Annotated in this window: 27 protein-coding genes and 1 pseudogene; 27 read left to right on the top strand and 1 reads right to left on the bottom strand. The window is 42.2% G+C overall.

Annotation, left to right across the window (positions count from 1 at the left end; genetic code table 11):
* From K6V43_RS09465 to lacD, 6 genes are all read left to right on the top strand, one after another.
* A partial coding sequence (locus K6V43_RS09465; RefSeq protein ID WP_222382852.1) for a transposase occupies positions 1-285 on the top strand: 285 nt, incomplete at its 5' end.
* A 248-nt stretch (positions 286-533) separates the two neighbouring features.
* Complete coding sequence (gene secA / locus K6V43_RS09460; RefSeq protein ID WP_222382850.1) at positions 534-3,059, top strand: preprotein translocase subunit SecA; 2,526 nt, start codon at positions 534-536, stop codon at positions 3,057-3,059.
* Between the two features lie 236 nt (positions 3,060-3,295).
* Positions 3,296-3,655: a holo-ACP synthase gene (gene acpS / locus K6V43_RS09455; protein WP_024403623.1), complete on the top strand. Its 360-nt coding sequence runs from the start codon at positions 3,296-3,298 to the stop codon at positions 3,653-3,655.
* Positions 3,648-4,751 carry an alanine racemase gene (gene alr / locus K6V43_RS09450; RefSeq protein WP_222382848.1) on the top strand — a complete coding sequence of 368 codons (1,104 nt, stop codon included), beginning with the start codon at positions 3,648-3,650 and terminating at the stop codon, positions 4,749-4,751. Before acpS ends, alr begins: the two co-directional genes overlap by 8 nt.
* A 346-nt stretch (positions 4,752-5,097) precedes the next feature.
* Entirely contained in the window at positions 5,098-6,243 is a 1,146-nt protein-coding gene (gene nagA, locus K6V43_RS09445) for an N-acetylglucosamine-6-phosphate deacetylase (RefSeq protein ID WP_222382860.1), read from the top strand.
* A 69-nt stretch (positions 6,244-6,312) separates the two neighbouring features.
* Positions 6,313-7,314, top strand: a complete 1,002-nt coding sequence (gene lacD, locus K6V43_RS09440; RefSeq protein WP_024392556.1) for a tagatose-bisphosphate aldolase — start codon at positions 6,313-6,315, stop codon at positions 7,312-7,314.
* A 117-nt stretch (positions 7,315-7,431) separates the two neighbouring features.
* On the opposite strand, the gene K6V43_RS09435 is transcribed toward lacD, so the two are convergent.
* Positions 7,432-8,781, bottom strand: a complete 1,350-nt coding sequence (locus K6V43_RS09435) for an aspartate kinase (protein ID WP_024392557.1) — start codon at positions 8,779-8,781, stop codon at positions 7,432-7,434.
* Between the two features lie 177 nt (positions 8,782-8,958).
* On the opposite strand from K6V43_RS09435, the gene K6V43_RS09430 reads away from it, so the two are divergent.
* The 21 genes and pseudogenes from K6V43_RS09430 to K6V43_RS09330 all read left to right on the top strand — a co-directional run.
* Entirely contained in the window at positions 8,959-9,600 is a 642-nt protein-coding gene (locus K6V43_RS09430) for an HAD family hydrolase (protein ID WP_222382846.1), read from the top strand.
* A gap of 192 nt (positions 9,601-9,792) precedes the next feature.
* On the top strand, positions 9,793-10,584 hold the full coding sequence (locus K6V43_RS09425) for an enoyl-CoA hydratase (RefSeq protein WP_222382845.1): 792 nt from the start codon (positions 9,793-9,795) through the stop codon (positions 10,582-10,584).
* 79 nt (positions 10,585-10,663) lie between these two features.
* Positions 10,664-11,098 carry a fatty acid biosynthesis transcriptional regulator FabT gene (gene fabT / locus K6V43_RS09420; protein WP_024392560.1) on the top strand — a complete coding sequence of 145 codons (435 nt, stop codon included), beginning with the start codon at positions 10,664-10,666 and terminating at the stop codon, positions 11,096-11,098.
* Positions 11,095-12,072, top strand: coding sequence for a beta-ketoacyl-ACP synthase III (locus K6V43_RS09415; protein WP_222382844.1), 978 nt, complete (start codon positions 11,095-11,097; stop codon positions 12,070-12,072). Before fabT ends, K6V43_RS09415 begins: the two co-directional genes overlap by 4 nt.
* A gap of 59 nt (positions 12,073-12,131) precedes the next feature.
* Entirely contained in the window at positions 12,132-12,356 is a 225-nt protein-coding gene (locus K6V43_RS09410; protein WP_002938891.1) for an acyl carrier protein, read from the top strand.
* Positions 12,357-12,525: 169 nt separating this feature from the next.
* On the top strand, positions 12,526-13,491 hold the full coding sequence (fabK, locus tag K6V43_RS09405; protein WP_222382843.1) for an enoyl-[acyl-carrier-protein] reductase FabK: 966 nt from the start codon (positions 12,526-12,528) through the stop codon (positions 13,489-13,491).
* 1 nt (position 13,492) lies between these two features.
* Positions 13,493-14,413, top strand: a complete 921-nt coding sequence (gene fabD, locus K6V43_RS09400) for an ACP S-malonyltransferase (protein ID WP_222382842.1) — start codon at positions 13,493-13,495, stop codon at positions 14,411-14,413.
* Between the two features lie 9 nt (positions 14,414-14,422).
* Positions 14,423-15,157 (top strand): 3-oxoacyl-[acyl-carrier-protein] reductase, encoded by a 735-nt coding sequence (fabG, locus tag K6V43_RS09395; protein WP_222382841.1) that lies wholly within the window; start codon positions 14,423-14,425, stop codon positions 15,155-15,157.
* Between the two features lie 293 nt (positions 15,158-15,450).
* Positions 15,451-16,686, top strand: coding sequence for a beta-ketoacyl-ACP synthase II (fabF, locus tag K6V43_RS09390; RefSeq protein ID WP_222382840.1), 1,236 nt, complete (start codon positions 15,451-15,453; stop codon positions 16,684-16,686).
* On the top strand, positions 16,687-17,160 hold the full coding sequence (accB, locus tag K6V43_RS09385) for an acetyl-CoA carboxylase biotin carboxyl carrier protein (protein WP_222382839.1): 474 nt from the start codon (positions 16,687-16,689) through the stop codon (positions 17,158-17,160).
* Positions 17,157-17,579 carry a 3-hydroxyacyl-ACP dehydratase FabZ gene (gene fabZ / locus K6V43_RS09380; RefSeq protein WP_222382838.1) on the top strand — a complete coding sequence of 141 codons (423 nt, stop codon included), beginning with the start codon at positions 17,157-17,159 and terminating at the stop codon, positions 17,577-17,579. Before accB ends, fabZ begins: the two co-directional genes overlap by 4 nt.
* A 25-nt stretch (positions 17,580-17,604) precedes the next feature.
* Positions 17,605-18,978: an acetyl-CoA carboxylase biotin carboxylase subunit gene (locus tag K6V43_RS09375; RefSeq protein WP_222382837.1), complete on the top strand. Its 1,374-nt coding sequence runs from the start codon at positions 17,605-17,607 to the stop codon at positions 18,976-18,978.
* 14 nt (positions 18,979-18,992) lie between these two features.
* The gene (accD, locus tag K6V43_RS09370; RefSeq protein WP_222382836.1) at positions 18,993-19,859 is read left to right on the top strand and encodes an acetyl-CoA carboxylase, carboxyltransferase subunit beta; all 867 of its coding nucleotides are present in this window, start codon (positions 18,993-18,995) and stop codon (positions 19,857-19,859) included.
* Positions 19,856-20,629 (top strand): acetyl-CoA carboxylase carboxyl transferase subunit alpha, encoded by a 774-nt coding sequence (locus K6V43_RS09365; protein ID WP_222382835.1) that lies wholly within the window; start codon positions 19,856-19,858, stop codon positions 20,627-20,629. The genes accD and K6V43_RS09365 overlap by 4 nt, the downstream gene beginning before the upstream one ends.
* A gap of 63 nt (positions 20,630-20,692) precedes the next feature.
* Complete coding sequence (locus K6V43_RS09360) at positions 20,693-21,166, top strand: GNAT family N-acetyltransferase (RefSeq protein ID WP_222382834.1); 474 nt, start codon at positions 20,693-20,695, stop codon at positions 21,164-21,166.
* A complete protein-coding gene (locus K6V43_RS09355) occupies positions 21,159-21,791 on the top strand; it encodes a glucose-6-phosphate 1-dehydrogenase family protein (RefSeq protein WP_222382833.1) in 633 nt (210 codons plus the stop codon). The genes K6V43_RS09360 and K6V43_RS09355 overlap by 8 nt, the downstream gene beginning before the upstream one ends.
* Before the next feature lie 165 nt (positions 21,792-21,956).
* Positions 21,957-22,676, top strand: a complete 720-nt coding sequence (locus K6V43_RS11670; RefSeq protein WP_337250538.1) for a CPBP family glutamic-type intramembrane protease — start codon at positions 21,957-21,959, stop codon at positions 22,674-22,676.
* Between the two features lie 86 nt (positions 22,677-22,762).
* Entirely contained in the window at positions 22,763-22,948 is a 186-nt protein-coding gene (locus K6V43_RS09345; RefSeq protein WP_172018797.1) for a hypothetical protein, read from the top strand.
* Positions 22,929-23,279, top strand: coding sequence for an IS66 family insertion sequence element accessory protein TnpB (gene tnpB / locus K6V43_RS09340; protein WP_222382830.1), 351 nt, complete (start codon positions 22,929-22,931; stop codon positions 23,277-23,279). Before K6V43_RS09345 ends, tnpB begins: the two co-directional genes overlap by 20 nt.
* Before the next feature lie 53 nt (positions 23,280-23,332).
* Entirely contained in the window at positions 23,333-23,539 is a 207-nt protein-coding gene (locus K6V43_RS09335; RefSeq protein ID WP_024404280.1) for an IS66 family transposase, read from the top strand.
* A pseudogene (locus K6V43_RS09330) lies at positions 23,493-24,342 on the top strand (IS66-like element short variant transposase); the annotation flags it as partial. The gene K6V43_RS09335 and the pseudogene K6V43_RS09330, both read left to right, overlap by 47 nt.

Raw genomic sequence — 24,342 nt, 5'->3', positions numbered from 1 at the left:
TATCAGGACAATCGCATCTTCCGTTTAAAACGGTCGGTAGAACCTATCATCTTTAATCAAGTAGCTAGAGATAGTCAGAAGTTTAAGCGACTCTACAAGAAACGGACTGCCGTGGAGAGGGTGAATGGGCGTATAGACCGCGACTTTCGATTCGAGAAGCACACTATCCGAGGGCTTAAGAAGATGAGTCTAGCCATTGCCATGAGTTTTTTAGTGATGGTTGGATTTGCCTTAGCCAAACTCAAACAAGGCCAGAATACTCATTTAGCCAGTTGGGTAGTCTAAAAATAAAAAATAGTTCAAAAACCAAGGGGGCAGTGCGCCCTTTTTTCAGTTTTCGAGCTATCTCAATCCATCAGTGGAGGAAAATTCTTGAGTTTAAGAGAGTTAAACCAAATATTATTGTTAGAAAAAGGAACGGGTTTTGAAAAATACAACAAAGGGAATGATTCTTTTAGCCGTATTCTTGCCAAAACAGCATATTCAAGGTATAATATATTATTGAACTAAAACGAGAAAATAGGATGAACAGTATGGTAACAAATGTGCTTCGTTCTCTCATTGAAAATGACAAGGGAGAGCAAAGAAAACTTGAAAAAATGGCAGACAGAGTATTTTCTTATGCTGATGAAATGGCTGCGCTCAGTGACGAGCAATTGCAAGCAAAGACTACTGAATTTAAAGAACGTTACAGCAAGGGAGAATCCTTAGATGATCTTTTGTATGAAGCGTATGCAGTTGTTCGAGAAGGAGCTAGACGTGTATTAGGTCTCTATCCATATAAAGTTCAGGTTATGGGGGGGATTGTTCTTCACAATGGTGATGTACCAGAAATGCGTACTGGTGAAGGGAAAACGTTGACTGCGACTATGCCTGTTTATTTGAACGCCCTTTCAGGAAAAGGTGTTCACGTAGTTACGGTAAATGAATATTTGACAACCCGTGATGCGACCGAAATGGGTGAGTTATATTCTTGGCTTGGACTATCAGTCGGAATTAACCTGGCCGCTAAATCACCGCTAGAAAAACGTGAAGCCTATAACTGCGATATTACCTACTCTACCAACTCAGAAATCGGTTTTGATTACCTTAGAGATAATATGGTCGTTCGTGCAGAAGATATGGTGCAACGTCCATTAAACTATGCCTTGGTCGATGAAGTGGACTCTATCCTGATTGACGAAGCTCGTACCCCACTGATTGTTTCTGGTCCTCAAGGTTCTGAAACAAATCAATTATATTTCTTGGCGGATAACTTGGTTAAATCATTGGATAAGGAAGACTATATTATTGACGTTCCTTCAAAAACAATTGGTTTATCTGATACAGGTATTGATAAGGCTGAAAAATTCTTCAAATTAAATAATCTATATGATATTGAAAATGTAGCCATCACTCATTTCTTAGACAATGCCCTTCGTGCTAATTACATCATGACCTATGATGTTGATTATTTGGTAAATGAAGATCAAGAAGTCATGATTATCGATCCATTTACAGGACGTACCATGGAAGGTCGTCGCTATTCTGATGGTCTACACCAAGCAATCGAAGCTAAAGAAGGTGTGCCTGTTCAAAATGAATCGAAGACCAGTGCTTCGATCACTTACCAAAACCTCTTCCGTATGTATAAAAAATTGGCAGGTATGACGGGTACAGGTAAGACAGAAGAAGAAGAGTTTCGTGAAATCTATAATATCCGTGTTGTACCAATTCCAACAAATCGACCTATTGCTCGTGTTGACCATGAAGATTTGCTGTATCCAAGCTTAGAGTACAAATTTAACGCCGTTATCGCTGATGTGAAGCGCCGTTATGAAAAAGGTCAACCAGTACTGGTTGGTACAGTTGCGGTTGAAACATCTGATTTGATTTCACAAAAATTAGTTGCTGCAGGCGTTCCGCATGAGGTATTGAATGCTAAAAACCATTATCGTGAAGCTCAAATCATCATGAATGCTGGTCAGCGTGGGGCTGTTACGATTGCAACAAACATGGCTGGACGTGGTACAGATATTAAGTTAGGTCCTGGTGTGCGAGAATTAGGTGGGCTATGTGTGATTGGTACAGAACGTCATGAGAGTCGCCGTATTGATAATCAGCTTCGTGGACGTTCAGGTCGTCAGGGTGATCCAGGGGAATCTCAGTTCTACTTATCACTCGAAGATGATTTGATGAAACGTTTTGGTTCAGAACGGATCAAGGTGTTTATGGAACGTATGAACCTGTCAGAAGAAGAGTCTGTAATCAAATCGAAAATGCTCACACGTCAAGTTGAATCAGCACAGAAACGTGTAGAAGGAAATAACTACGATTCACGTAAACAAGTACTCCAATACGATGACGTTATGCGTGAACAACGTGAAATCATCTACAAACAACGTCAAGATGTGATTACAGCAGATCGTGATTTGGCACCTGAAATCAAGTCAATGATGAAGCGGACTATTGAACGTCAAGTGGAAGGTCATTTCTTGGGTTCAAAAGATGAAGCCATTGATGGAATTATTAAGTTTGCTCATACAACATTGGTTGAAGATGGCACATTGCATGCGGAATCCTTTAAGTCAATGAATAAAAAAGAAATCATTGATGAATTGTATGAACTAGCTTTGAGAGTCTATGATTCGCAAGTGAAGAAGCTTCGTGATGAAGAACGAATTCGTGAATTCCAGAAGGTACTCATTCTACGTGTTGTAGACAATAAATGGACTGATCATATCGATGCAATGGATCAATTACGTAATGCGGTGAGCTTACGTGGCTACGCGCAAAATAATCCAATTGTAGAATATCAATCAGAAGCTTTTACAATGTTTAATGATATGATTGGTGCAATTGAGTTTGAAGTTACACGACTCATGATGAAAGCGCAGATTCATGACAATATTGAACGGGAACGCTCAGTACAAGAATCACGTACAACGGCAGTTAAGAACATTATGCCAAACCAACCTGTCCAAACTAAAGATGCTGTTTCATTTGAAGGTGTTGATCGGAATGATCCATGTCCATGTCAGTCTGGTAAGAAATTTAAAAATTGTCACGGCCGTAAATAAGAACTTGTATTCACAAGTAATCTGCTTTTATTTAAGAAATAGTTTTCGCTCATCAAGGCAGTTTTTTGAATGGAATACTCCTATATTTTGAAAAAACGAACGATGACTGACTTAGAAACTAGTTCTAAGATGGAAGTATGACCGGTGAATACAAGGTCTAGGGATGAATGAGGGACTGGACGGCTGTCCAGTCTTTTGAAGTATTTAAAATATTGTATAAAGAAGGAGCACGATTCATGATTGTTGGACATGGGATTGACCTTCAAGATATAAAGGCTATCGAGCGTGCTCGCGAAAAACATCAGGGGTTCCCCAAAAAAGTACTGACTGCCAATGAATTTGAACGCTATCAGGATTTGCAAGGGCGACGACAGTTGGAATATTTAGCTGGTCGTTGGGCTGTCAAAGAAGCATTTTCTAAGGCATTAGGAGTCGGTATTGGAACAGTGGGTTTTCAAGATATTGAAGTATTAAATAATCGCCAAGGGGCTCCCTACATTGCGAAGAGTCCGTTTAGTGGAAAAATTTGGCTGAGCATTAGTCATTCTGGAGAATTTGTGCAAGCAAGCGTGATTTTGGAGGAAAATAATGATTGAAAGTGACCATCGACCCAGTTATATTGAAGTTCAATTAGATGCTATAGCAGCTAATCTTGAACAAGTGATTGAACCTTTGCCTAGAAAGACACAGGCATTTGCAGTTATTAAAGCAAATGCTTATGGACATGGTGCCGTTGCAGTAGCTCGACGGTTAGCGAGCCAAGTAGCAGGTTTTTGTGTTTCAAACTTGGATGAAGCATTCGAATTACGTCAGGCTGGAATAGAGCACCCAATCTTGATTTTGGGAGTTATACCTGTTGACGATCTGCATTTAGCATTGAAGTTAAATATCAGTGTCACTCTTGCAAGTTTAGAGTGGTTAGAGCTGGTTAAAGCATCTGGTCAGGATCTAGCTGGTTTAGCTGTTCATGTTAAACTAGATACTGGAATGGGGAGAATTGGATTCAGAGACTGGTCTGAGTTGGAGAAAGTGCTTGATCTTATGAGTGAGATGGATCTTGAATTTGAGGGCATTTTTACTCATTTTGCAACAGCAGATGAAGAAGATGCACATTACTTCTACGAGCAATTGACACGTTTTGAGGAATGGTTAGATAGGTTACCGGAATTGCCTCGTTGGATTCATGCAAGTAATTCAGCGACAAGTATCTGGCATGCAGATACGGTGTTTAACATGGTTCGATTAGGGGATGTTCTGTATGGTCTAAATCCTAGTGGACGTACCTTAGCCCTACCATTTAAGCTCCAACCTGCATTGGGATTGTACTCTGAACTCGTACATGTTAAGCAAGTCGAGGCTGGTACCTTTCTTGGATATGGGTCAACCTATCAGAGTTCAGAGACTGAGTGGATAGGTACTATTCCTGTTGGATACGCTGATGGTGTAGTGCGAAGACTCCAAGGTTTCCATGTTCTGGTCGATGGTCAATATTGTGAAATTATTGGACGTATTTCCATGGATCAAATGACGATCCGTTTGCCGAAATCATATCAAGTTGGAACAAAAGTAACCTTGATAGGCCGTGAAGAAGACAAGGAAATAACGGTTCAAGAATGGGCTGATTATGTTGGCACGATAAATTATGAGATTGTATGTTTATTGACAGATCGTTTGCCTCGTAAACATCAATAAGATAAATAAATCAACTTTTAATCAAAAATCTATCATTTTCTGGTGGTAAGAGAATCTACTAGAAAATGATAGATTTTTTTGTTCTCTATCTCCTGACTGAGGGAAATGTCAGACTCATGGTTCTAAAATGTGTAATAATCTGATGTTACATGTATTAATGAGTGGAAGCGGTAAAGGGCAAACGGAGGTCTACACCAAAGAAAGTACCTATAGCACTTTATGTTAATGATTGAGGTCTAATGAATGCTGGTAATTACTTGACATTTAAAAAGAATCGGTCTACAATATAATCATATATGGTTATAACCAGTTTAAGAAAATATATATGAAATATAAGGGGGCCAATATGGTTAGCTACATCAAAGCAAAATCAATTATTCTTGCAGATAGTGAGAAAGTTGATGCATATTTGGAAATTACTGATGATGGGCAGTTCGGTCACATTTTTACCGAAAAACCAGATGGAAATATAATAGATTACTCAGACTATCATATCGCACCGGGCTTGGTGGATACGCATATCCACGGCTATGCGTCACATGATGTGATGGATAATGATTTTGAAGGAATTAAAGTTATTTCAGATGGCTTGTTAGCTTGTGGTGTTACTTCTTGGTTGCCGACAACACTGACAGATTCGACTGAAAATTTAGATGCAGTCTGTGAAACGATTGGTCAACATGCAGGTGAAGAAACAGGGGCTAAAATTCAAGGTATCTTTTTGGAAGGGCCATTTTTTACAGAAAAATACAAGGGTGCTCAAAATCCTAAGTATATGAGTGATCCTTCTATTGAGAAGTTAGACCACTGGCATAGTCTATCGAATGGTTTGGTGAATAAGATTGCTATTGCTCCAGAACGAGAAGGAGTTAAAGAATTCATTGAATTTGCAAATAGCAAAGCTATTCATACCGCTTTAGCACACAGTGATGCAACCTTCGCTCAAGCGCAGGCTGCGGTTGAAGCAGGTGCTAATATTTTTGTACATGTCTATAATGGTATGAGTGGACTTCATCATCGTGAACCTGGCATGGTCGGTGCAGCTTTAAGCTTACATGATGTTTATGCAGAAATGATTTGTGACGGTCATCATGTTCATCCAGCAGCAGCGGAAATTGTGGTTAAGGCCCGTGGAGCAGAAGAGACAGTTCTAATCACTGACTGTATGAGAGCCGGAGGTATGGGCGAGGGCGAATCAAGACTTGGGGAATTTGAAGTCATTGTTAAAGATGGAACGGCTCGCCTCAAAGAAAGTGGAAGTTTAGCAGGTTCTATTTTGGAATTGATTGAAGCTGTACAAAATGTGGTGAGCTGGGGATTGGTCAGCCTTCCCGATGCATTACGTATGGCTTCATTAGCACCAGCACGTTCTGTCAATATTGATCATATTTGTGGCCAAATTGCTGAAGGTCGTGCAGCTGATTTTATTGTAGTAGATGATGCAGGTCATCTGAAAGCTACTTATTTAGATGGTGTGAAACGATTCGGCTAATCAACCGAAAAAATCATCTAAAAAACGTGGTTAATAATTGTCTAATATATATTCTTAAGGAGGATTCTAATGACCAAATTGCAACTGTCACAAGCTAAGTTTGAACATATGACTCGCTTGTCAAATGGAAATCAGGTTATCGCAGCACTTGCGATTGACCAACGAGGTGCCTTGAAACGGCTGTTGGCAGCAGCCGCTGGTGGTGGAGATTTTTCTAATGATATTTTGGTGGACTTCAAAAAAGTCATTTCTAGCGAACTAACCCCATATGCCAGTTCCATTCTTCTTGATGCAGAGTATGGAGTGCCTGCGTCTGAACTGCGTCATGCAGACTGTGGGTTTATCGCTGCCTATGAAAAAACGGGATATGATGCTTCGACACCAGGACGTTTACCAGATCTTCTTCCAAATTGGTCAGCAAAACGTATCAAAGAATTAGGTGCAGATGCGGTTAAAATTTTGTTGTACTATGACGTAGACGACAAACCTGAAATTAATGATATGAAACATGCTTGGGTTGAACGGATTGGTAGTGAGTGTATTGCGGAAGATATTCCTTATTTTGTAGAAATTCTAACCTATGATGCAAGTGACATGGATGTAACATCACGGGAGTATGCAAGCTTAAAACCTCATAAGGTAAATGGTGCAATGCGTGAATTCAGCAAACCACGTTATAATGCAGATGTTCTTAAGGTAGAAGTGCCTGTTAATATGAATTTTGTCGAAGGCTATACAAGTGAAGAACCTGTTTATACTGCTGATGAAGCAAGAGCCTATTTCAAAGAGCAATCGGAAGCTACACATTTGCCATTTATATATTTGAGTGCAGGTGTCTCAGCTAAACTGTTCCAAGAAACTCTTGTCTTTGCAAAAGAATCAGGGTCAACCTTTAATGGTGTGCTCTGTGGTCGTGCGACATGGAAAGATGCAGTGGCTATTTTTGCCAAAGAAGGTGAAGAAGCTGCGAAGGCTTGGTTAGCAGATCAAGGTCGCCGAAATGTTGAAGAATTAAATGACGTCCTTGTAACTACAGCAAGTCCATGGACAGAAAAGGTTGAAGTGAACTAATTCCTAAACTTTTTCTAATGATCGCTTAATAAGAAAAATCCAGAGCTTTTAGTAACTCTGGATTTTTTAGGATTCATACCTTGGCACTGAAAAACTTCTAAAGGTATGAAGACGTTTTTAGTTAAAAAAGGCTGCATATAATGCCTGTAAAGCTCTTTCTTTTTCTTCTGTTTTGACTACGAACATGACAGAAACTTCACTAGCACCTTGTGAAATCATAGCTAAATTAACATTTTGGTTGGATAAGGCACTAGTTGCGGTCGCGGTTACACCGACATGGCTCTTCATATTTTCACCGACAATCATGATAATAGACAAGCCGTGTTCGATTTCAGCCTTATCAACTTCCAATTGTGTTTTCAATTGACGTAGAATTTCAGCTTCTTTGATTGGTGTCAATTCTCTATTTCTAAGTACGATGGACAAATCATCAATACCAGTTGGCATATGTTCAAAACGAATGTTTAAATCCTCTAAAATTTGAAGGACTTTGCGCCCAAATCCGACTTCGCGGTTCATGAGGTATTTAGAAATATTGATGCTGACAAAACCATCATCTGCAGCAATCCCAACAACAGGGAGAGTTTGATCTGTATGATCAAGAACAATTCTAGTACCTGGGTGGCTAGGGTTATTGGTATTTTTAATAACCAATGGAATACGACCGCGATAAGCAGGAAGAAGGGCCTCATCATGAAGAACAGAGAAACCAGCATATGCTAGTTCACGCATTTCACGATAGGTTAGTTCTTTGATAGAGTGTGGGTGTTTGATAATTCCAGGGTGAGCAGCAAAAATCCCATCTACATCTGTAAAGTTTTCATACAGATCTGCCTTAACCCCTGCAGCAACGATGGATCCTGTGATATCAGATCCTCCCCGTGAGAAGGTACAAATTTGATTGTCAATAGTCACTCCAAAGAATCCAGGGATGATCAAGACTTCCTCTGCATTTCGCAATTCTTCAATTTTATCATAGCTCGAAGGAAGAATTCGTGCATTTCCTGGTTCAGAACTTACAATAATGCCAGCCTTTTTCGGATGAACATAGCGTGCTGGTAATCCTCTAAAAGTAAAGTATTCAGCGATTAATTTTGCATTGTTATCTTCCCCAGCGGCTAAAAAAGTATCGTAAAGGAATTCGTTATCATCAATTGGTAAGGTTGCAAGAGAAATGATGTTTTCAGCAATTTTCTTCATGCTATTAGCTGAAAAACCGAGTTCATCGACCATTGCCTGGTAACGGTTGATAATCCACTCTTGGCTTGCTGTTACATCTTTCCCATCAACATATTCTCTATAATACTTTATTAATGCATCTGTAACCTTTGTATCTTCGGCATTGCGTTTTCCAGGGGCTGAAACAACAACAAAACGGCGTTCAGAATCCGATTGAACAATGTTGAATACTTTTTCCAATTGACCGGCAGAAGCAAGGGAACTTCCACCAAATTTTACCACTTTCATTCCGATCTCCTTGAATATTTTTTTCTATTATAGCAGAATAAGGCGGAATTGTCAGTATGTTCAGAAAAATCTTGGTGAGAAACCTAATAAAATACGAACAAGGTTTGTTGTTGAAACATTTCAGAAAATCGAAAATCTTTATTGACTATGATACAATAGAGAGGTTAGGAGGCCAGAATGGTAAAAGCAATTATTTTTGACATGGATGGAGTACTTTTTGATACAGAATCATTTTATTTTCAGCGGCGTATAGATTTCTTGGTGACGAAAGGGTTATCAGTGAGCCATCTAAAACCATCTTTTTTTATTGGAGGACGTGCTGGTCAAGTATGGCAACGTATTTTAGGAGATGATTACGATAAATGGGATGTTCCTGCGCTGGAGGAGGAGTACCGAATTTATAAGGGGAATCGTCCCACACCTTACGCTGAGCGAGTATTTCCAGATGTCAAGTCTGTCTTAGAGCGACTCAGTTTACATTCTATCCCGCTTGTTCTGGCATCAAATACTGATCGAAGTGATATTGAGAGAGCTTTGGAAGAATCGGGAATTCGCTCGTATTTCAGTCAAATCTATTCAGCAATGGATTGTATAGCTCCCAAACCAGATCCAGCTGTTTATGAACAAGCTGCAAAAGCAACAGGGGTTCCAAAATCGGACATTTTGGTTTTTGAAGATAGCGCCAAAGGGATAGAGGCCGCAAAAGCAGCTGGTTTAACTGTATGGGCTATTCGTGATCAACAGTTTGGAATGGATCAATCCAAAGCGGATAAGTTGGTTGATAGCCTTGAACAGGCCTTGGAATTGCTACAACTCTGACACCAATTCCTACTTACTCGTCATAACTAAATTTCTTTGAAAGTTGGCTTTGCCAGCTTTTTTTCGGACGTCACACTTTCCTTACTAGAAAAAAAGTGACAATTGTAAAAACTGTGTTACAATGGAAAACAAGAATTTGAACTTTGATATTCAAACCTTTTAAATATCAAATTATTTTAGAAGGAGGATGGTATGGCCTACCAAACAATTCGTTATGAATTAATTGATTCCGTAGCGATTCTAACTTTAAACAGACCGGAAGTGGCAAATGGGTTTAATATTCCTATGTGTGAGGAAATATTAAATGCCATTCAACTTGCAGAAAATGATGAAACTGTAAAAATCTTACAAATTCAAGCAGAGGGCTCCGTTTTCTCAGTAGGGGGAGATCTGGTGGAGATGAAGCGTGCCGTAGATGAAGATGATATTGGTTCGCTCGTCAAAATTGCTGAGCTTGTCAATGATATTTCGTTTGCGCTGAAGAAAATGCCTAAAATTGTTTTAATGGTAACAGATGGTGCGGTTGCTGGAGCAGCTGCCAATATGGCAGTAGCGGCAGACTTTGTTATTGCATCAAGTAAAACAAAGTTCATTCAAGCCTTTGTAGGTGTTGGGCTAGCCCCAGATGCGGGTGGCATCTTCTTGCTTAGTCGGGCAATTGGTAGCAATCGTGCTAGTCAATTAGCCATGACTGGAGAAGGATTATCCGCTGATAAGGCCCTGGAATATGGCATCGTTTATAAACTGGCTGAGCCAGAAAAATTAGAGAAGACAGTTGCTCAAGTGTTAAAAAAACTCTTGCGTGGCTCTGTTAACTCCTATGCTGCCATTAAACAATTGGTTTGGGAAAGTCAGTTTAAAGACTGGGAGTCTTATCGTCAATTGGAGTTAGCCATGCAAGAATCTCTAGCCTATAAAGAGGATTTTAAAGAAGGTGTTCGGGCACATGCTGAACGTCGGAGACCGATATTTATCGGGAAATAATGACAGAATGTTCAAAAAATGTTTGACATTCAAAGTTTTATGGTTTATACTTTGACTATCAAAGTAAAGGAGGCCTGTTTTGAAAGATCCAAAAGTGAATGACTATTTAACGGCCATTTTTAATAATGTGTTAGTGATTGAAGAAACAAGTCTGCGTAGTAGCCGATTTAATGACATTTCCATAAAAGAAATGCACACGATTGATGTGATTGGAAATATTGATGGGGCTACACCGAGTGATGTTGCTCGGACTTTGATGGTTACTTTGGGAACCGTGACAACTAGTCTGAATAATTTGGAACGAAAAGGATACGTGGAACGGATTCGTTCGACAAAAGACAGGCGTGTGGTGCATATCTATTTAACAAAGAAGGGCCGATTGGTCTATCGTTTGCATCAACGATTTCATAATGAAATGGTGAAGCAAATCACGGATGGAATGGATGATACGGAATACCAAGTAATGAAGAAAGGACTCATGAAACTCTATCACTTCTTGGAGGATTTGAAATGAGAACCTATGCTAAAATCAGTCAGGTGGCCCACTACCTTCCGAAGAAGATTGTGACCAATGATGATTTGGCCCAGCAAATGGATACCAGTGATGAATGGATTCGTAGCCGTACAGGTATCAGACAACGACATGTTGCTACGGACGAGACAACTAGTGAATTAGCTAGTCAGGTAGCAAAGAAATTATTAGAAAAGTCTCAGCTAGATGCTTCTGAAATTGATTTCATCATCGTCGCAACGATTACTCCAGATGCATCCATGCCATCAACAGCAGCTATGGTTCAAGCAGCAATTGGTGCGAAAAAGGCTTTTGCCTATGATCTCGTTGCAGCTTGTTCAGGATTTGTTTTTGCGCTATCAACAGCAGAAAAATTACTTGCTTCAGGAGTCTATAAGAGAGGACTTGTCATTGGAGCAGAGACCCTATCTAGGTCTGTCGACTGGTCAGATCGATCAACGGCTGTTTTATTTGGAGATGGTGCTGGAGGAGTTTTGCTGGAAGCGTGTGAACAACCGAGCTTTTTAGCAGAAATCTTACGAACGGATGGTGGTCGAGGTGCTAGTCTGACAGCAGGGATAGACCAGAAAGAGACACCATTTTCGACACAAAGCCGTCAGCAACCCTTTATCCAAATGGAGGGCAGAGCTATATTTGAATTTGCTACGAGGGATGTTACGGCAACCATGGCAGAGCTGCTAGAACAAGCTGATATGACTGTGGATTGCGTTGATTATTTCTTGCTCCATCAAGCCAATATACGTATCTTAGATAAGATGGCTCGTAAATTGGGAGTGACGCGTGAAAAATTTCCAGCAAATATGGATAAATATGGCAATACCAGCGCAGCAAGTCTTCCCATTCTCTTATCAGAATGTGTAGAGAGCGGAATGTTGCGATTGGATGGAAGCCAGACTGTTCTCATGGCTGGTTTCGGTGGAGGCCTCACATGGGGAACTCTACTCTTACAACTTTAGTTAATTCCTTGCCCTAGGCAAGATTAAAATATTTTATTTTCCAAAAGGAGACATTTATCATGGCAGTATTTGAAAAAGTACAAGAAATCATCGTTGAAGAATTGGGTAAGGATGCTGAAGAAGTAACCCTTACAACAACCTTTGAAGATTTGGATGCAGATTCATTGGATCTTTTCCAAGTTATCTCTGAAATCGAAGATGCCTTCGATATTCAAATCGATACTGAAGAAGGTTTGACAACTGTAGGCGATTTGGTTGCTTATGTTGAAGAAAAAACAAAATAATATTTCTAAGGAAAAGTGCTATTTAGCATTTTTCTTCGAATAGATAGTTTGATATTCAAAACATTGAAACATCAAACTAATTTTTAGTGAGGGGGCAACCCTTCACTTGTTTACCTAATGGTTTGATATTCAAACGATTAGGTAAGCAAGAAAAAAAGATGAGGGAATTATGAAGACGAAAATAACAGAACTGCTCGATATTCAGTATCCAATTTTTCAAGGTGGTATGGCTTGGGTAGCCGATGGAGATTTGGCTGGTGCCGTATCTAATGCAGGTGGTCTAGGAATCATCGGTGGAGGAAATGCTCCCAAAGAGGTGGTCAAGGCAAATATTGACAAGGTTAAATCTATTACGGACAAGCCTTTCGGTGTCAATATCATGCTTTTGTCTCCTTTTGCGGACGATATCGTTGACTTGGTCATCGAAGAAGGTGTCAAGGTGGTGACGACAGGAGCAGGAAATTCAGGGAAGTATATGGAGCGTCTCCATGCTGCAGGGATTACCGTCATTCCTGTTGTACCGAGTGTAGCCCTTGCGAAACGCATGGAAAAATTAGGGGTAGATGCCGTCATCGCTGAAGGAATGGAAGCAGGTGGTCACATCGGTAAATTGACCACTATGACCTTGGTTCGTCAGGTTGTTGAAGCCGTATCTATTCCTGTTATTGCTGCTGGAGGTATTGCAGATGGTGCAGGTGCAGCAGCAGCATTCATGTTGGGTGCAGAAGCGGTGCAAGTTGGAACTCGTTTTGTAGTAGCTACAGAGTCTAATGCCCATCAGGCTTATAAGGAAAAAGTTTTAAAAGCTAAGGATATTGATACAACTATATCTGCTTCTATTGTTGGACATCCTGTGAGAGCCATCAAGAATAAGTTGTCATCTGCTTATGCAGCTGCAGAGAAAGATTTCTTGGCAGGTAAAATTTCGGCAGATGCTATTGAAGAACTTGGTGCAGGAGCGCTCCGCAATGCAGTTGTTGATGGTGATGTAACAAATGGCTCCGTAATGGCTGGTCAAATTGCTGGTCTAGTTTCTAAAGAAGAATCTTGTGAAGATATTTTGAAAGATATCTATTATGGAGCAGCCAAAGTGATTAGAGAAGAGGCAAGCCGTTGGGCTTCAGTTGGAGAATAGGATGACAAAGACAGCTTTTCTTTTTGCAGGTCAAGGGGCTCAGACAGTGGGGATGGCTCGCGACCTTTACGAATATTCCCCGATAGTTAGAGAAACGTTTGACCAGGCTAGTCAGATTCTGGGGTATGACATTCGCGACCTAATTGACAATCAAGAGGATAAATTACATCAGACTCGCTATACCCAGCCTGCTATTTTGACAACTTCCCTAGCTATCTATCGTTTGTTGGCAGAAAAGGGGATTAAACCTGATATGGTAGCTGGTCTATCCTTGGGAGAATATTCAGCTCTGGTGGCATCGGGAGCTTTGGCCTTTGAAGATGCGATTGCCCTGATTGCTAAGCGTGGTGAATATATGGAAACGGCTGCGCCAGCAGGAACTGGTAAGATGGTTGCTGTTCTCAACACAGATGTCAACTTGATAGAAGAAGTCTGTTCGTCAGTTACCTCTGGGATTGTTTCCCCAGCCAACTACAACACACCAGCCCAAATCGTCATCGGAGGCGAGGTGGCTGCTGTGGATGAGGCGGTTGAATTGCTGAAGGAAGCAGGTGTCAAACGGATGATTCCGCTCAATGTATCTGGCCCCTTTCACACGGCTCTCCTGCGACCAGCTTCGGAGCAATTGGCTCAGGCCTTGGAGCAGGTGGAATTTGCGGACTTCCAAGTAGAGTTGGTTGGCAATACGGAAGCCAAGGTCATGAAAAAAGGGGACATCAAGTCCCTCTTGACCCGTCAAGTGATGGAACCAGTTCGTTTCTATGAGTCAATCGCAACCATGCAGGAAGCTGGTGTGACTAATTTTATTGAAATCGGTCCAGGTAAAGCCTTATCAGGATTTGTCAAGAAAATCGATAAGACAGCGCATGTTGTAGCAATTGAAGATATAGAGGGGCTACAAATAGTATTGAATAAATCATGAGGAGGAATCATGGAATTAACAAATAAAAATGTTTTTGTAACAGGTTCAAGTCGAGGAATCGGCTTGGCCATTGCCCATAAGTTTGCCAGTCTTGGTGCCAATGTGGTACTGAACGGTCGTGGTCAATTAGGGCAAGAGATTCTGGATAGCTTTGCAGATTACGGTGTGAAAGTCCTAGCCATTTCAGGAGATATTTCGAGCTCGGAAGATGCCAAAAAAATGGTGGCAGAAGCTATCGAAACCCTCGGTAGCGTGGATATTTTGGTCAATAATGCAGGGATTACCAAAGACGGTATGGTTCTTCGTATGACGGAAGAGGATTTTGATACGGTTCTGAAGGTAAATCTTACTGGAACTTTTAATATGACGCAGGCTGTTTTGAAACCAATGACAAAGGCTCGTGAGGGTGCTATTATCAATCTATCAAGTGTATCTGGCTTGATTGGAAATGCTGGACAGGCCAACTATTCTGCTTCTAAGGCAGGTGTGATTGGATTTACTAAAGCCATTGCCCGTGAAGTTGCTGGTCGAAATGTTCGTGTCAATGCGATTGCGCCGGGCTTTATCCAGTCTGATATGACAGATGTTTTATCTGACAAGATTAAAGAAGCTATGACTGCACAAATTCCTATGAAACGCTTTGGTGCGACAGAAGAAGTAGCTGATGTTGCTGTATTCCTTGCCAAGCAAGAATATCTAACAGGACAGGTGATTGCGGTTGACGGTGGCTTTACCATGCAGTAATCCAGTCTTCCAGTTTATCTTTTATTACTTCGACGAGCGAGGAAACTACGTTTCCAGATTTCCAGCTTCAAACAATCTATTGGATTGTTTGAACTCGCTTTGCCGTACTAACGGAGCGTTACTTACTATCGTTAGTACGATTTCCAATCTTCAATAGTCTACTGGACTATTGAAGCTGTCTGCAGTTTGTTGAAATGAACTTTGTTCGTAGTACTAAAAGCAAACTGAAAGACTGCAATAACGCACTGTAAATTCAATGTTGTTTTGTGTGTTATTTTAAGAGAGGTTTGAAAATGACAAAATTAAATCGTGTAGTAGTAACAGGCTACGGTCTGACATCTCCAATCGGAAATACGCCTGAGGAATTCTGGGATAGCTTGGTTAATGGAAAGATTGGTATCGGAAAGATTACCAAGTTTGATACGAGTGAATACTCAGTTCATAATGCGGCCGAAATTAAGGATTTTCCTTTTGATAAATACTTTGTAAAAAAAGATACAAATCGCTACGATAACTACTCACTCTATGCTCTTTATGCGGCTCGAGAGGCCGTAGCCAATGCTAATCTCGATACAGAAGCGGTTGACAGTGACCGTTTTGGCGTTATCTTATCAACGGGTATCGGTGGAATTTTGGAAATTGAAGAGCAAGTGGCTCGTATGAACGAAAAGGGGCCAAAACGTATTCGTCCCATGACTCTACCAAAGGCCTTACCAAACATGGCTGCTGGAAATATTGCTATGCAGGTCGGTGCAAATGGTGTCTGCAAGTGTGTCATCACAGCCTGTGCTTCGTCAAATGATGCCTTAGGAGAGGCTTTTCGTGAAATCAAGTTTGGTTTCCAAGATGTCATGTTGGCTGGTGGAGCAGAGGCAGCCATTACTCCGTTTGCAATCGGTGGTTTCCAAGCTTTGACAGCTATGTCGACTACTGAGGATCCAGAACGTGCGTCGATTCCATTTGACAAGGACCGCAATGGTTTTGTCATGGGAGAGGGTTCCGCGGTCTTAGTATTGGAAAGTTTGGAACATGCAGAGGCGCGTGGGGCAACGATTTTGGCTGAAATCGTTGGTTATGGAAACACTTGTGATGCTCATCACATGACATCACCACACCCAGAAGGTTTGGGTGCTATTAAAGCTATGAAATTGGCCATTTCAGAAGCAGGTTTAGAGCCAGCTGATATTGACTATATCAATGCCCACGGCACTTCGACACCGGCTAATGAAAAAGGGGAAAGCCAAGCTATCGTATCTGTCTTCGGCAAGAACACGCCAGTTTCTTCCACCAAGTCCTTCACTGGCCACTTGTTAGGGGCAGCGGGTGCAGTTGAGGCGGCAGCTGTTATTGAGGCTATGCGTCATTCTTACGCACCAAAGACAGCTGGTACGACGGAATTGTCTGATTACATTGAGGCGGATGTCATCTACGGTCAAGGTCGTGACATGGAAATCCGCCATGCCATTTCAAATACATTTGGCTTTGGAGGTCACAATTCGGTGATTGCTTTCAAACGTTGGGAGGCTTAAGTGAATATTACAGAAATAAAGGATTTGATGAGTCAGTTTGACCAGTCAAGTTTGCGAGAATTTTCATATAGCAATGCTGGGGAGACCTTGCATTTCAGTAAAAACCAGCAGGCGATAGCGGCTCCGAGTCCAACGGTAGAAGCTCCGCTTAATCTAGTAGCTCCTGCAAGCCCATCCGTGCCAGCAGTTGAAACCAGTGAGCCAGCTCCAGCAGAAGCAGGTGCAAGCTCTGTGGTAGAAGGTACGGTAGTGGAAAGTCCCTTGGTCGGCGTGGCTTATTTGTCGCAAGCCCCTGACAAGCCAGCCTTTGTAGCAGTTGGCGATACGGTCAAAAAAGGGCAGACCCTCATGATTATTGAAGCCATGAAGGTCATGAATGAAGTGCCAGCTGACCGTGACGGTGTTGTCACAGAGATTTTGGTGGCCAACCAAGACGTTGTAGAATATGGACAAGGATTGGTACGCATCAAATGATTGATATTTTGAAAATTAAAGAGGCTCTTCCTCATCGCTATCCTATGCTCTTGGTTGATCGTGTCCTTGAAGTATCGGAAGATGAGATTGTCGCCCTCAAAAATGTGACCATTACCGAGCCCTTCTTCAACGGGCATTTTCCAGACTATCCTGTCATGCCAGGTGTTCTTATCATGGAGGCTTTGGCACAAACCGCAGGTGTCTTGGAATTGTCCAAGGAAGAAAACAAGGGCAAGCTGGTTTTTTATGCCGGCATGGATAAGGTTAAATTTAAGAAGCAAGTTGTACCTGGTGACCAGTTAATCATGACAGCTAAATTTGTCAAACGCCGTGGAACCATTGCGGTCGTTGAGGCAAAGGCAGAAGTGGACGGAAAACTGGCTGCGTCGGGGGTGTTGACTTTTGCTATCGGGAAATAATATCTAGAAGGAGATAGGATTCATCATGTTTGAGAAGATTTTGATTGCCAATCGTGGTGAGATTGCGGTGCGGATTATTCGTGCGGCCAGGGAGTTGGGGATTGCAACGGTGGCTGTCTATTCAGAGGCTGACAAGGAAGCCCTCCATACCATGTTGGCAGATGAGGCTGTCTGTATCGGACCTGCTCGTTCGACAGACTCCTATCTCAATATGCAGGCGGTCATCTCGGCGGCTGTTGTGACAGGTGCCCAGGCCATTCATCCTGGCTTTGGATTTTTGAGTGAAAACTCCAAATTCGCCACCCTCTGTGAAGAGGTTGGTATCAAGTTCATCGGACCTTCTGGGACGGTTATGGATACCATGGGGGATAAAATCAATGCACGGGCAGAGATGATTAAGGCTCAAGTGCCTGTTATTCCAGGCTCAGACGGTGAAGTCTTAACTAGCCAAGAAGCCCTAGCAATCGCTGAAAAGATTGGCTACCCTGTCATGCTCAAGGCATCGGCAGGAGGTGGCGGTAAGGGGATTCGTAAGGTGGAAAAAGCTGAAGACCTAGTACCTGCCTTTGAATCAGCTTCCAACGAAGCCAAGGCAGCCTTTGGCAACGGTGCCATGTATATGGAGCGTGTCGTCTATCCAGCCCGCCACATCGAAGTACAGATTTTGGCAGACCAACACGGTCATGTCATCCATCTGGGAGAACGGGATTGTTCCCTTCAACGCAACAACCAGAAGGTCTTGGAAGAAGCTCCGTCTATTGCTATCGGCCAGACCATGCGGGACCGTATCGGTCAAGCAGCGGTGCGGGCTGCCCAGTCAGTTGGTTATGAAAATGCAGGAACGATTGAGTTCCTTTTGGACGAAGCCAAGGGCGAATTTTACTTCATGGAAATGAACACACGGGTGCAGGTGGAGCATCCAGTTACCGAATTTGTTACCGGTGTGGATATTGTCAAGGAGCAAATCAAGATTGCGGCTGGTCAGGAACTCAGCGTCTGCCAAGAAGATGTGCAGATTACAGGTCATGCTATTGAATGCCGTATCAATGCCGAAAATCCAGCTTTCAACTTCGCCCCAAGTCCAGGTAAGATTTCCAATCTCTACTTACCAAGTGGTGGCGTTGGTTTGCGTGTGGACTCGGCAGTTTATCCAGGCTACACCATTCCGCCGTACTATGATTCTATGATTGCTAAGGTTATTGTGCATGGAGAAAACCGATTCGAAGCTCTAATGAAAATGCAACGCGCACTTTATGAATTAGAAATTGAAGGAGTGGTAACCAATACGGACTTCCAGTTGGACTTGATTTCTGACAAACGTGTTGTGGCTGGTGATTATGATACAGCCTATCTTATGGAAGAGTTTTTACCGCGCTATCAGGAAGAATTAAAAAAGTAAATTAGGAGAGAAGTATGGCTTTGTTTCGTAAAAAGGATAAGTATATTCGCATCAGTCCCAATCGTTCACGGACAGAAAAGGCAATTCAAACAAAGCCGGAAGTGCCAGATGAACTCTTTTCGAAATGTCCTGCTTGTAAAGAGATTTTGTACAAACGAGATCTTGGACCAGAAAAAGTCTGTCACCATTGTTCATATAACTTTCGGATTACAGCCCATGAACGTCTGAATTTGACGATAGATGAGGGAACGTTTGAGGAATTATTTACAGGAATTAACACGAAAAATCCGCTCGATTTTCCAAATTATCTTGAAAAGTTGTCTGAAAATCGTCAGAAAACGGGACTGGATGAGGCGGTCTTGACTGGTAGGGCGAAAATTGGTGGTCAATCAGTAGCTTTGGGAATTATGGACTCAAACTTTATCATGGCCTCTATGGGAACGGTGGTCGGTGAGAAAATCACTCGTCTTTTCGAGCTCGCTATGGAAGAGCGACTCCCAGTTGTACTCTTTACCGCATCTGGCGGTGCTCGGATGCAGGAAGGTATTATGAGCCTGATGCAAATGGCCAAAATTTCAGCTGTAGTAAAACGTCATTCTAATGCGGGTCTCTTTTACTTGACGGTCTTGACAGACCCAACAACAGGAGGGGTGACGGCTAGTTTTGCTATGGAAGGTGATATTATCTTGGCTGAGCCACAGACCCTGGTTGGATTCGCAGGACGGCGCGTGATTGAGTCAACTGTACGGGAAAATTTGCCAGACGATTTCCAGAAGGCTGAATTTTTACAAGAACATGGCTTTGTTGATGCCATTGTCAAACGCCAGGATTTACCGACGACGATTAGTCGCTTGCTGAGAATGCATGGAGGTATGAGATGACCAATGATATTGCACGTATGATCCGTTTGGCACGTAATCAGGCACGCTTGACGACCTTAGACTATGCCATACAACTCTTCGATGATTTTATTGAGTTACATGGTGACCGAAACTTCCGCGATGACGGAGCTGTAGTGGGTGGCATCGGCTTTCTAGCGGGTCAGCCGGTGACAGTCATTGGTATCCAAAAAGGGAAGAATCTTCAGGACAACCTCAAACGAAACTTCGGTCAGCCTCACCCAGAAGGCTACCGCAAGGCTCTTCGCCTCATGAAGCAGGCGGAGAAGTTCGGTCGTCCCGTTGTCACCTTTATCAATACCGCTGGAGCCTATCCAGGTGTCGGTGCCGAGGAGCGTGGGCAGGGCGAGGCCATTGCCCGCAACCTCATGGAGATGAGCGACCTCAAGGTACCCATTATCGCCATTATCATCGGTGAGGGAGGCTCTGGCGGAGCACTTGCCCTAGCAGTCGCAGACCAGGTCTGGATGCTGGAAAACTCCATGTATGCCGTCCTCAGCCCTGAAGGTTTCGCTTCTATCCTCTGGAAAGACGGTAGTCGTGCCATGGAATCGGCAGAACTGATGAAGATCACTTCTTATGAGTTGGAGAAACTCCAAGTGGTCGATCGGGTGGTTTTGGAAAATGGCAGAGCGACCAAGGAAGTCTTGATTGACATCAAGGAAAACCTAATTAGTCAGTTGGCTCAACTGCAAGCCCTGTCACTTGAACAACTGCTCGAAAACCGCTATCAACGATTTAGAAAATACTAGGAAGACCTAGTATTTTTTTGTCAGATTTGATACAATGGATAAAATCATTTCAGGAGGTTTTCTATGTTAGTAAAAGCAGATTTATCAAACGCAGAAGAATTATTGCCCATTCAACACCGAGCATTTGCGGCTTTGTATGAAACCTATCAGGATCAGTACAACCCTGCCATTGAAACAATGGACTATTTCCAATCACGATTTGCACGACCAAATTGCAGCTACTACAAGATTGTCGAGGAAGGGCACACAGTCGGTTTAGTACGAACAACGGTCGCTGAAGATGCAGACCAGGGCTGGCTGGGCTTGATTGGCATTGATCCAGACAACAGAGGAAAAGGCTTTGGGCACAAGGCAATGCTAGACTTAGAGAATCTTTATCCGACAGTCAAGCGGTGGGTGCTCTGTACCGTCTTACAGGAGCCTAGATTAGTCGCTTTCAATGAAAAACTCGGCTACAAGCCTATCAAAACCGAACTTGAACAAGAAGGTATGGATATGGTCTATATGGAGAAATGGATAGGAGATTCAGATGCTTGAACAGTGTCGTAGATACTTGGATTATCAAGGAATTCATTATTGCAAGCCTGAAAAGGCAGGAGCTTCGGCAAGCGACATGACAGCCTTAAGAAACTTAGCACAGGCAGCACGCAAGGAGTTTCAGACATTAAGTTTAGCCTTAGCTGAGCAAGTCAGTCCCTTTGTGCCAGAAAGAGTTAGTCAATGGATGAACCAAGCCCAGACTTGCAGACCGCATTTTTGGACCTATTACCGCCTTCCCTCTGCTAGTCCATCGGCCCCAGCTTTCGCCATTCGTCTGTATGGTAAGGGAGCTGAAGCAGGGATTTCAGTAGAAGTTAGCTTCATTGAGCGAAAGAAGGTAGAGACCTCACTTTTTCAGCAAAACCGTGTGCTGAACTGTCCGATTCATGCACCACTTTATTACTGGGTGCAAGAGAGACAAATATTTTATCGCCTAGATGGAACGGAGGAGAATAGGCAGAGCTTATTACAAGCCGTTGAAGCAGGACGCGTTCGAAAAGTACTGGTCAAGTATGATGTACCATTTAGAACGACTGCCTCTGAAGAGGAGCTGCGAAAACGCTTGGCTAACGGCTTTTCTCTACTAGAACCTTATCTGAATATGACAAAAACCACTGAATGATCAGTGGGTTGACAGTAAACAAGCATTGTCAGGATGTTTGTTTTTTGGTCATATTGATAAATCGATTGTATTATTGTAAAATTGTACTATAAAAACAACACAAAATATTTCAATGATATAATTGTTTGAATATTTGTATGTTGTGTAGCAGTAAAGGAGATGGGTGTGGAGAATGTAAGTCAAGGGATGAAATGGCTTGGTCGCAAGCTTTGGATACTACTGAGAGCGTTTGGTTTAGTATTGATTGCTGTTTTTCCAGATGCTATTTTAGAAATGTCTACCTCACCAGTATCTCATTTGGGAATAGCTTTATCTTCCATTGGAGTTATGGTCTTTATGTATTGGAGGGCTGAAAAGAATGGCATTACCATCTGGGATAGAAGTTTTTTAACTTGGAAAGGTCTTGGTTTTGTTGTCTTAACTTTCACAGTGGCTCAGCTATTTAAACACCTTGGCTATTACATTATGGAACTTCAGGGGATTGAAGATACCAGTAATGATCTTGAATTGACAAAGTTATTAGAAAACATTCCATTTTGGTTAGCCTTTGTAAGAATAGCCTGTCAGGCAGCCATTACCGAGGAGATCATTGTCAGAGGCTATCTGTTCAAAAAGTTTTTTGAAAAGCATAAGATTCTAGGAATTGTAGTATCTGGTTTGATTTTTGCTTTCCTGCATGGACCAACAGATTTGGGCTCTTGGATAATTTATGCGAGCCCAGGGTTTATCTTGGCTTACCTCTACTTTAAAACAGATTATCTGATTTACCCAATAGCTGTTCATTTTATCAATAAATGCCTGGTCGGTGCTGGTATTTTACTATTTTCAATAAGCAAAACGAAAAGACGATTCCGTTCGGAGTCGTCTTTTGCGTGCTTTAGTTGAGTTCAGAGTAAGCGCCCCATAACAAGGTACCTATCCAATCGTTCACTCCTCCAGTATACTGTAATTAAAAAACTGGAGGATTTTTTATGTCACAACCCATCGTCCCACTGACTGTTCCCAAATTGCGACGCTCTGAAAAGAAAAGCAGAAATGAGATCCTGATGAAGATTCGTCTCGAAAAAGTAGAACTCACTTTCTTTCACTCTATCAACCAAGAGATATTGGAAACAATCTTGGATAAGGTACTGTTCTATGACCATCCGACTCAGTGATTTAGGTCAAGTCTACTTGGTTTGCGGGAAAACGGATATGCGTCAAGGGATTGATTCTCTCGCCTACCTTGTCAAAAGTCACTTCAATCTGGATCCCTTCTCTGGCCAGGTCTATCTCTTTTGCGGAAGTCGAAAAGACCGATTCAAAGCTCTTTATTGGGATGGGCAGGGATTTTGGTTATTGTATAAACGTTTTGAAAATGGGAAATTGACCTGGCCAAACAATGAAGAAGAGGTCAAGGCGCTAACTTCCGAGCAGGTGGACTGGCTCATGAAAGGATTTTCTATCAGTCCAAAAATAAATGTTTCAAAAAGTCGTGATTTCTATTGAAATCATGGCTTTTCTTTGTGTATAATGAGATAAAAAGAAGGAGGCTCGATCGCATGGATGAGTTATTGACAATTATTAAACAACAGACCTCAACGATTGAACAACTTACCAACGAGTTGACCCTCCTTCGTGAACAAGTTGAGTATCTGAGACAGAAACTCTACGGAAAATCATCAGAGAAGGTAGTATATCAACCCGGTCAGCTGAGCTTGTTTGGGGAGGAAAGCCTGCCTGAAGAAGAAGCTGACTTACCCAGTTGAAACAGAAACAATTACCTATAAACGTAAGAAAGCTAAGGGAGTTCGTCAGGCTATTTTTAGTCAGTTCACTCCAGAGATTATTCATCATGAATTGCAGGGTGAAGACTGCACTTGTCCAGACTGTCATGGACAGTTGAAAGAGATTGGTTCTACTGTTCAACGACAAGAGTTGGTCTTCATTCCCGCACAATTAAAGCGGATTGACCATGTTCAACACGCATACAAGTGTCAGGCATGTAGTCAGAAGAATTTGAGCGATAAGATTATCAAGGCTCCAGTTCCTAAGGCACCTTTGGCACACAGCTTGGGTTCGGCTTCTATCATCGCCCATACCATTCATCAGAAGTTCAATCTTAAGGTGCCCAATTACCGCCAGGAAGAGAACTGGCATAAGCTTGGTCTGCCCATCAGTCGGAAGGAAATAGCCAACTGGCACATCAAGTCTAGTCAGTATTATTTCGAACCGATTTATGACCTGTTGCACGAGAAATTGTTGGAGCAGCCTATTCTCCATGCGGATGAAACCTCCTACAAGGTCTTAGAAAATGATAGTGAGTTAACCTTCTACTGGACCTTCTTGTCTGGGAAACATGAGAAAAAGGGAATTACCCTCTATCATCATGACAAACGACGGAGTGGCATAGTTGTGGAGAAATTTCTTGGGGATTATGCGGGCTACGTTCATTGTGACATGTGGAGTGCTTATCGTCAGTTAGACAAGGCTCAGCTGGTTGGCTGTTGGGCTCATGTTAGACGAAAGTTCTTTGAAGCGACTCCTAAGAAGACAGACAAGACTTCTTTAG

It is taken from the genome of Streptococcus suis, assembly GCF_019794615.1.
GTDB lineage: Bacteria > Bacillota > Bacilli > Lactobacillales > Streptococcaceae > Streptococcus > Streptococcus suis_AI.
This window is presented reverse-complemented; position numbering and strand designations above follow the sequence as displayed.

Bases quoted from the DNA above. Each gene is read 5' to 3' on its own strand.
- secA (WP_222382850.1), top strand. From the start codon at position 534: ATGGTAACAAATGTGCTTCGTTCTCTCATTGAAAATGACAAGGGAGAG.
- acpS (WP_024403623.1), top strand. From the start codon at position 3,296: ATGATTGTTGGACATGGGATTGACCTTCAAGATATAAAGGCTATCGAG.
- alr (WP_222382848.1), top strand. From the start codon at position 3,648: ATGATTGAAAGTGACCATCGACCCAGTTATATTGAAGTTCAATTAGAT.
- nagA (WP_222382860.1), top strand. From the start codon at position 5,098: ATGGTTAGCTACATCAAAGCAAAATCAATTATTCTTGCAGATAGTGAG.
- lacD (WP_024392556.1), top strand. From the start codon at position 6,313: ATGACCAAATTGCAACTGTCACAAGCTAAGTTTGAACATATGACTCGC.
- K6V43_RS09435 (WP_024392557.1), bottom strand. From the start codon at position 8,781: ATGAAAGTGGTAAAATTTGGTGGAAGTTCCCTTGCTTCTGCCGGTCAA.
- K6V43_RS09430 (WP_222382846.1), top strand. From the start codon at position 8,959: ATGGTAAAAGCAATTATTTTTGACATGGATGGAGTACTTTTTGATACA.
- K6V43_RS09425 (WP_222382845.1), top strand. From the start codon at position 9,793: ATGGCCTACCAAACAATTCGTTATGAATTAATTGATTCCGTAGCGATT.
- K6V43_RS09415 (WP_222382844.1), top strand. From the start codon at position 11,095: ATGAGAACCTATGCTAAAATCAGTCAGGTGGCCCACTACCTTCCGAAG.
- K6V43_RS09410 (WP_002938891.1), top strand. From the start codon at position 12,132: ATGGCAGTATTTGAAAAAGTACAAGAAATCATCGTTGAAGAATTGGGT.
- fabK (WP_222382843.1), top strand. From the start codon at position 12,526: ATGAAGACGAAAATAACAGAACTGCTCGATATTCAGTATCCAATTTTT.
- fabD (WP_222382842.1), top strand. From the start codon at position 13,493: ATGACAAAGACAGCTTTTCTTTTTGCAGGTCAAGGGGCTCAGACAGTG.
- fabG (WP_222382841.1), top strand. From the start codon at position 14,423: ATGGAATTAACAAATAAAAATGTTTTTGTAACAGGTTCAAGTCGAGGA.
- fabF (WP_222382840.1), top strand. From the start codon at position 15,451: ATGACAAAATTAAATCGTGTAGTAGTAACAGGCTACGGTCTGACATCT.
- fabZ (WP_222382838.1), top strand. From the start codon at position 17,157: ATGATTGATATTTTGAAAATTAAAGAGGCTCTTCCTCATCGCTATCCT.
- K6V43_RS09375 (WP_222382837.1), top strand. From the start codon at position 17,605: ATGTTTGAGAAGATTTTGATTGCCAATCGTGGTGAGATTGCGGTGCGG.
- accD (WP_222382836.1), top strand. From the start codon at position 18,993: ATGGCTTTGTTTCGTAAAAAGGATAAGTATATTCGCATCAGTCCCAAT.
- K6V43_RS09365 (WP_222382835.1), top strand. From the start codon at position 19,856: ATGACCAATGATATTGCACGTATGATCCGTTTGGCACGTAATCAGGCA.
- K6V43_RS09360 (WP_222382834.1), top strand. From the start codon at position 20,693: ATGTTAGTAAAAGCAGATTTATCAAACGCAGAAGAATTATTGCCCATT.
- K6V43_RS09355 (WP_222382833.1), top strand. From the start codon at position 21,159: ATGCTTGAACAGTGTCGTAGATACTTGGATTATCAAGGAATTCATTAT.
- K6V43_RS09345 (WP_172018797.1), top strand. From the start codon at position 22,763: ATGTCACAACCCATCGTCCCACTGACTGTTCCCAAATTGCGACGCTCT.
- tnpB (WP_222382830.1), top strand. From the start codon at position 22,929: ATGACCATCCGACTCAGTGATTTAGGTCAAGTCTACTTGGTTTGCGGG.
- K6V43_RS09335 (WP_024404280.1), top strand. From the start codon at position 23,333: ATGGATGAGTTATTGACAATTATTAAACAACAGACCTCAACGATTGAA.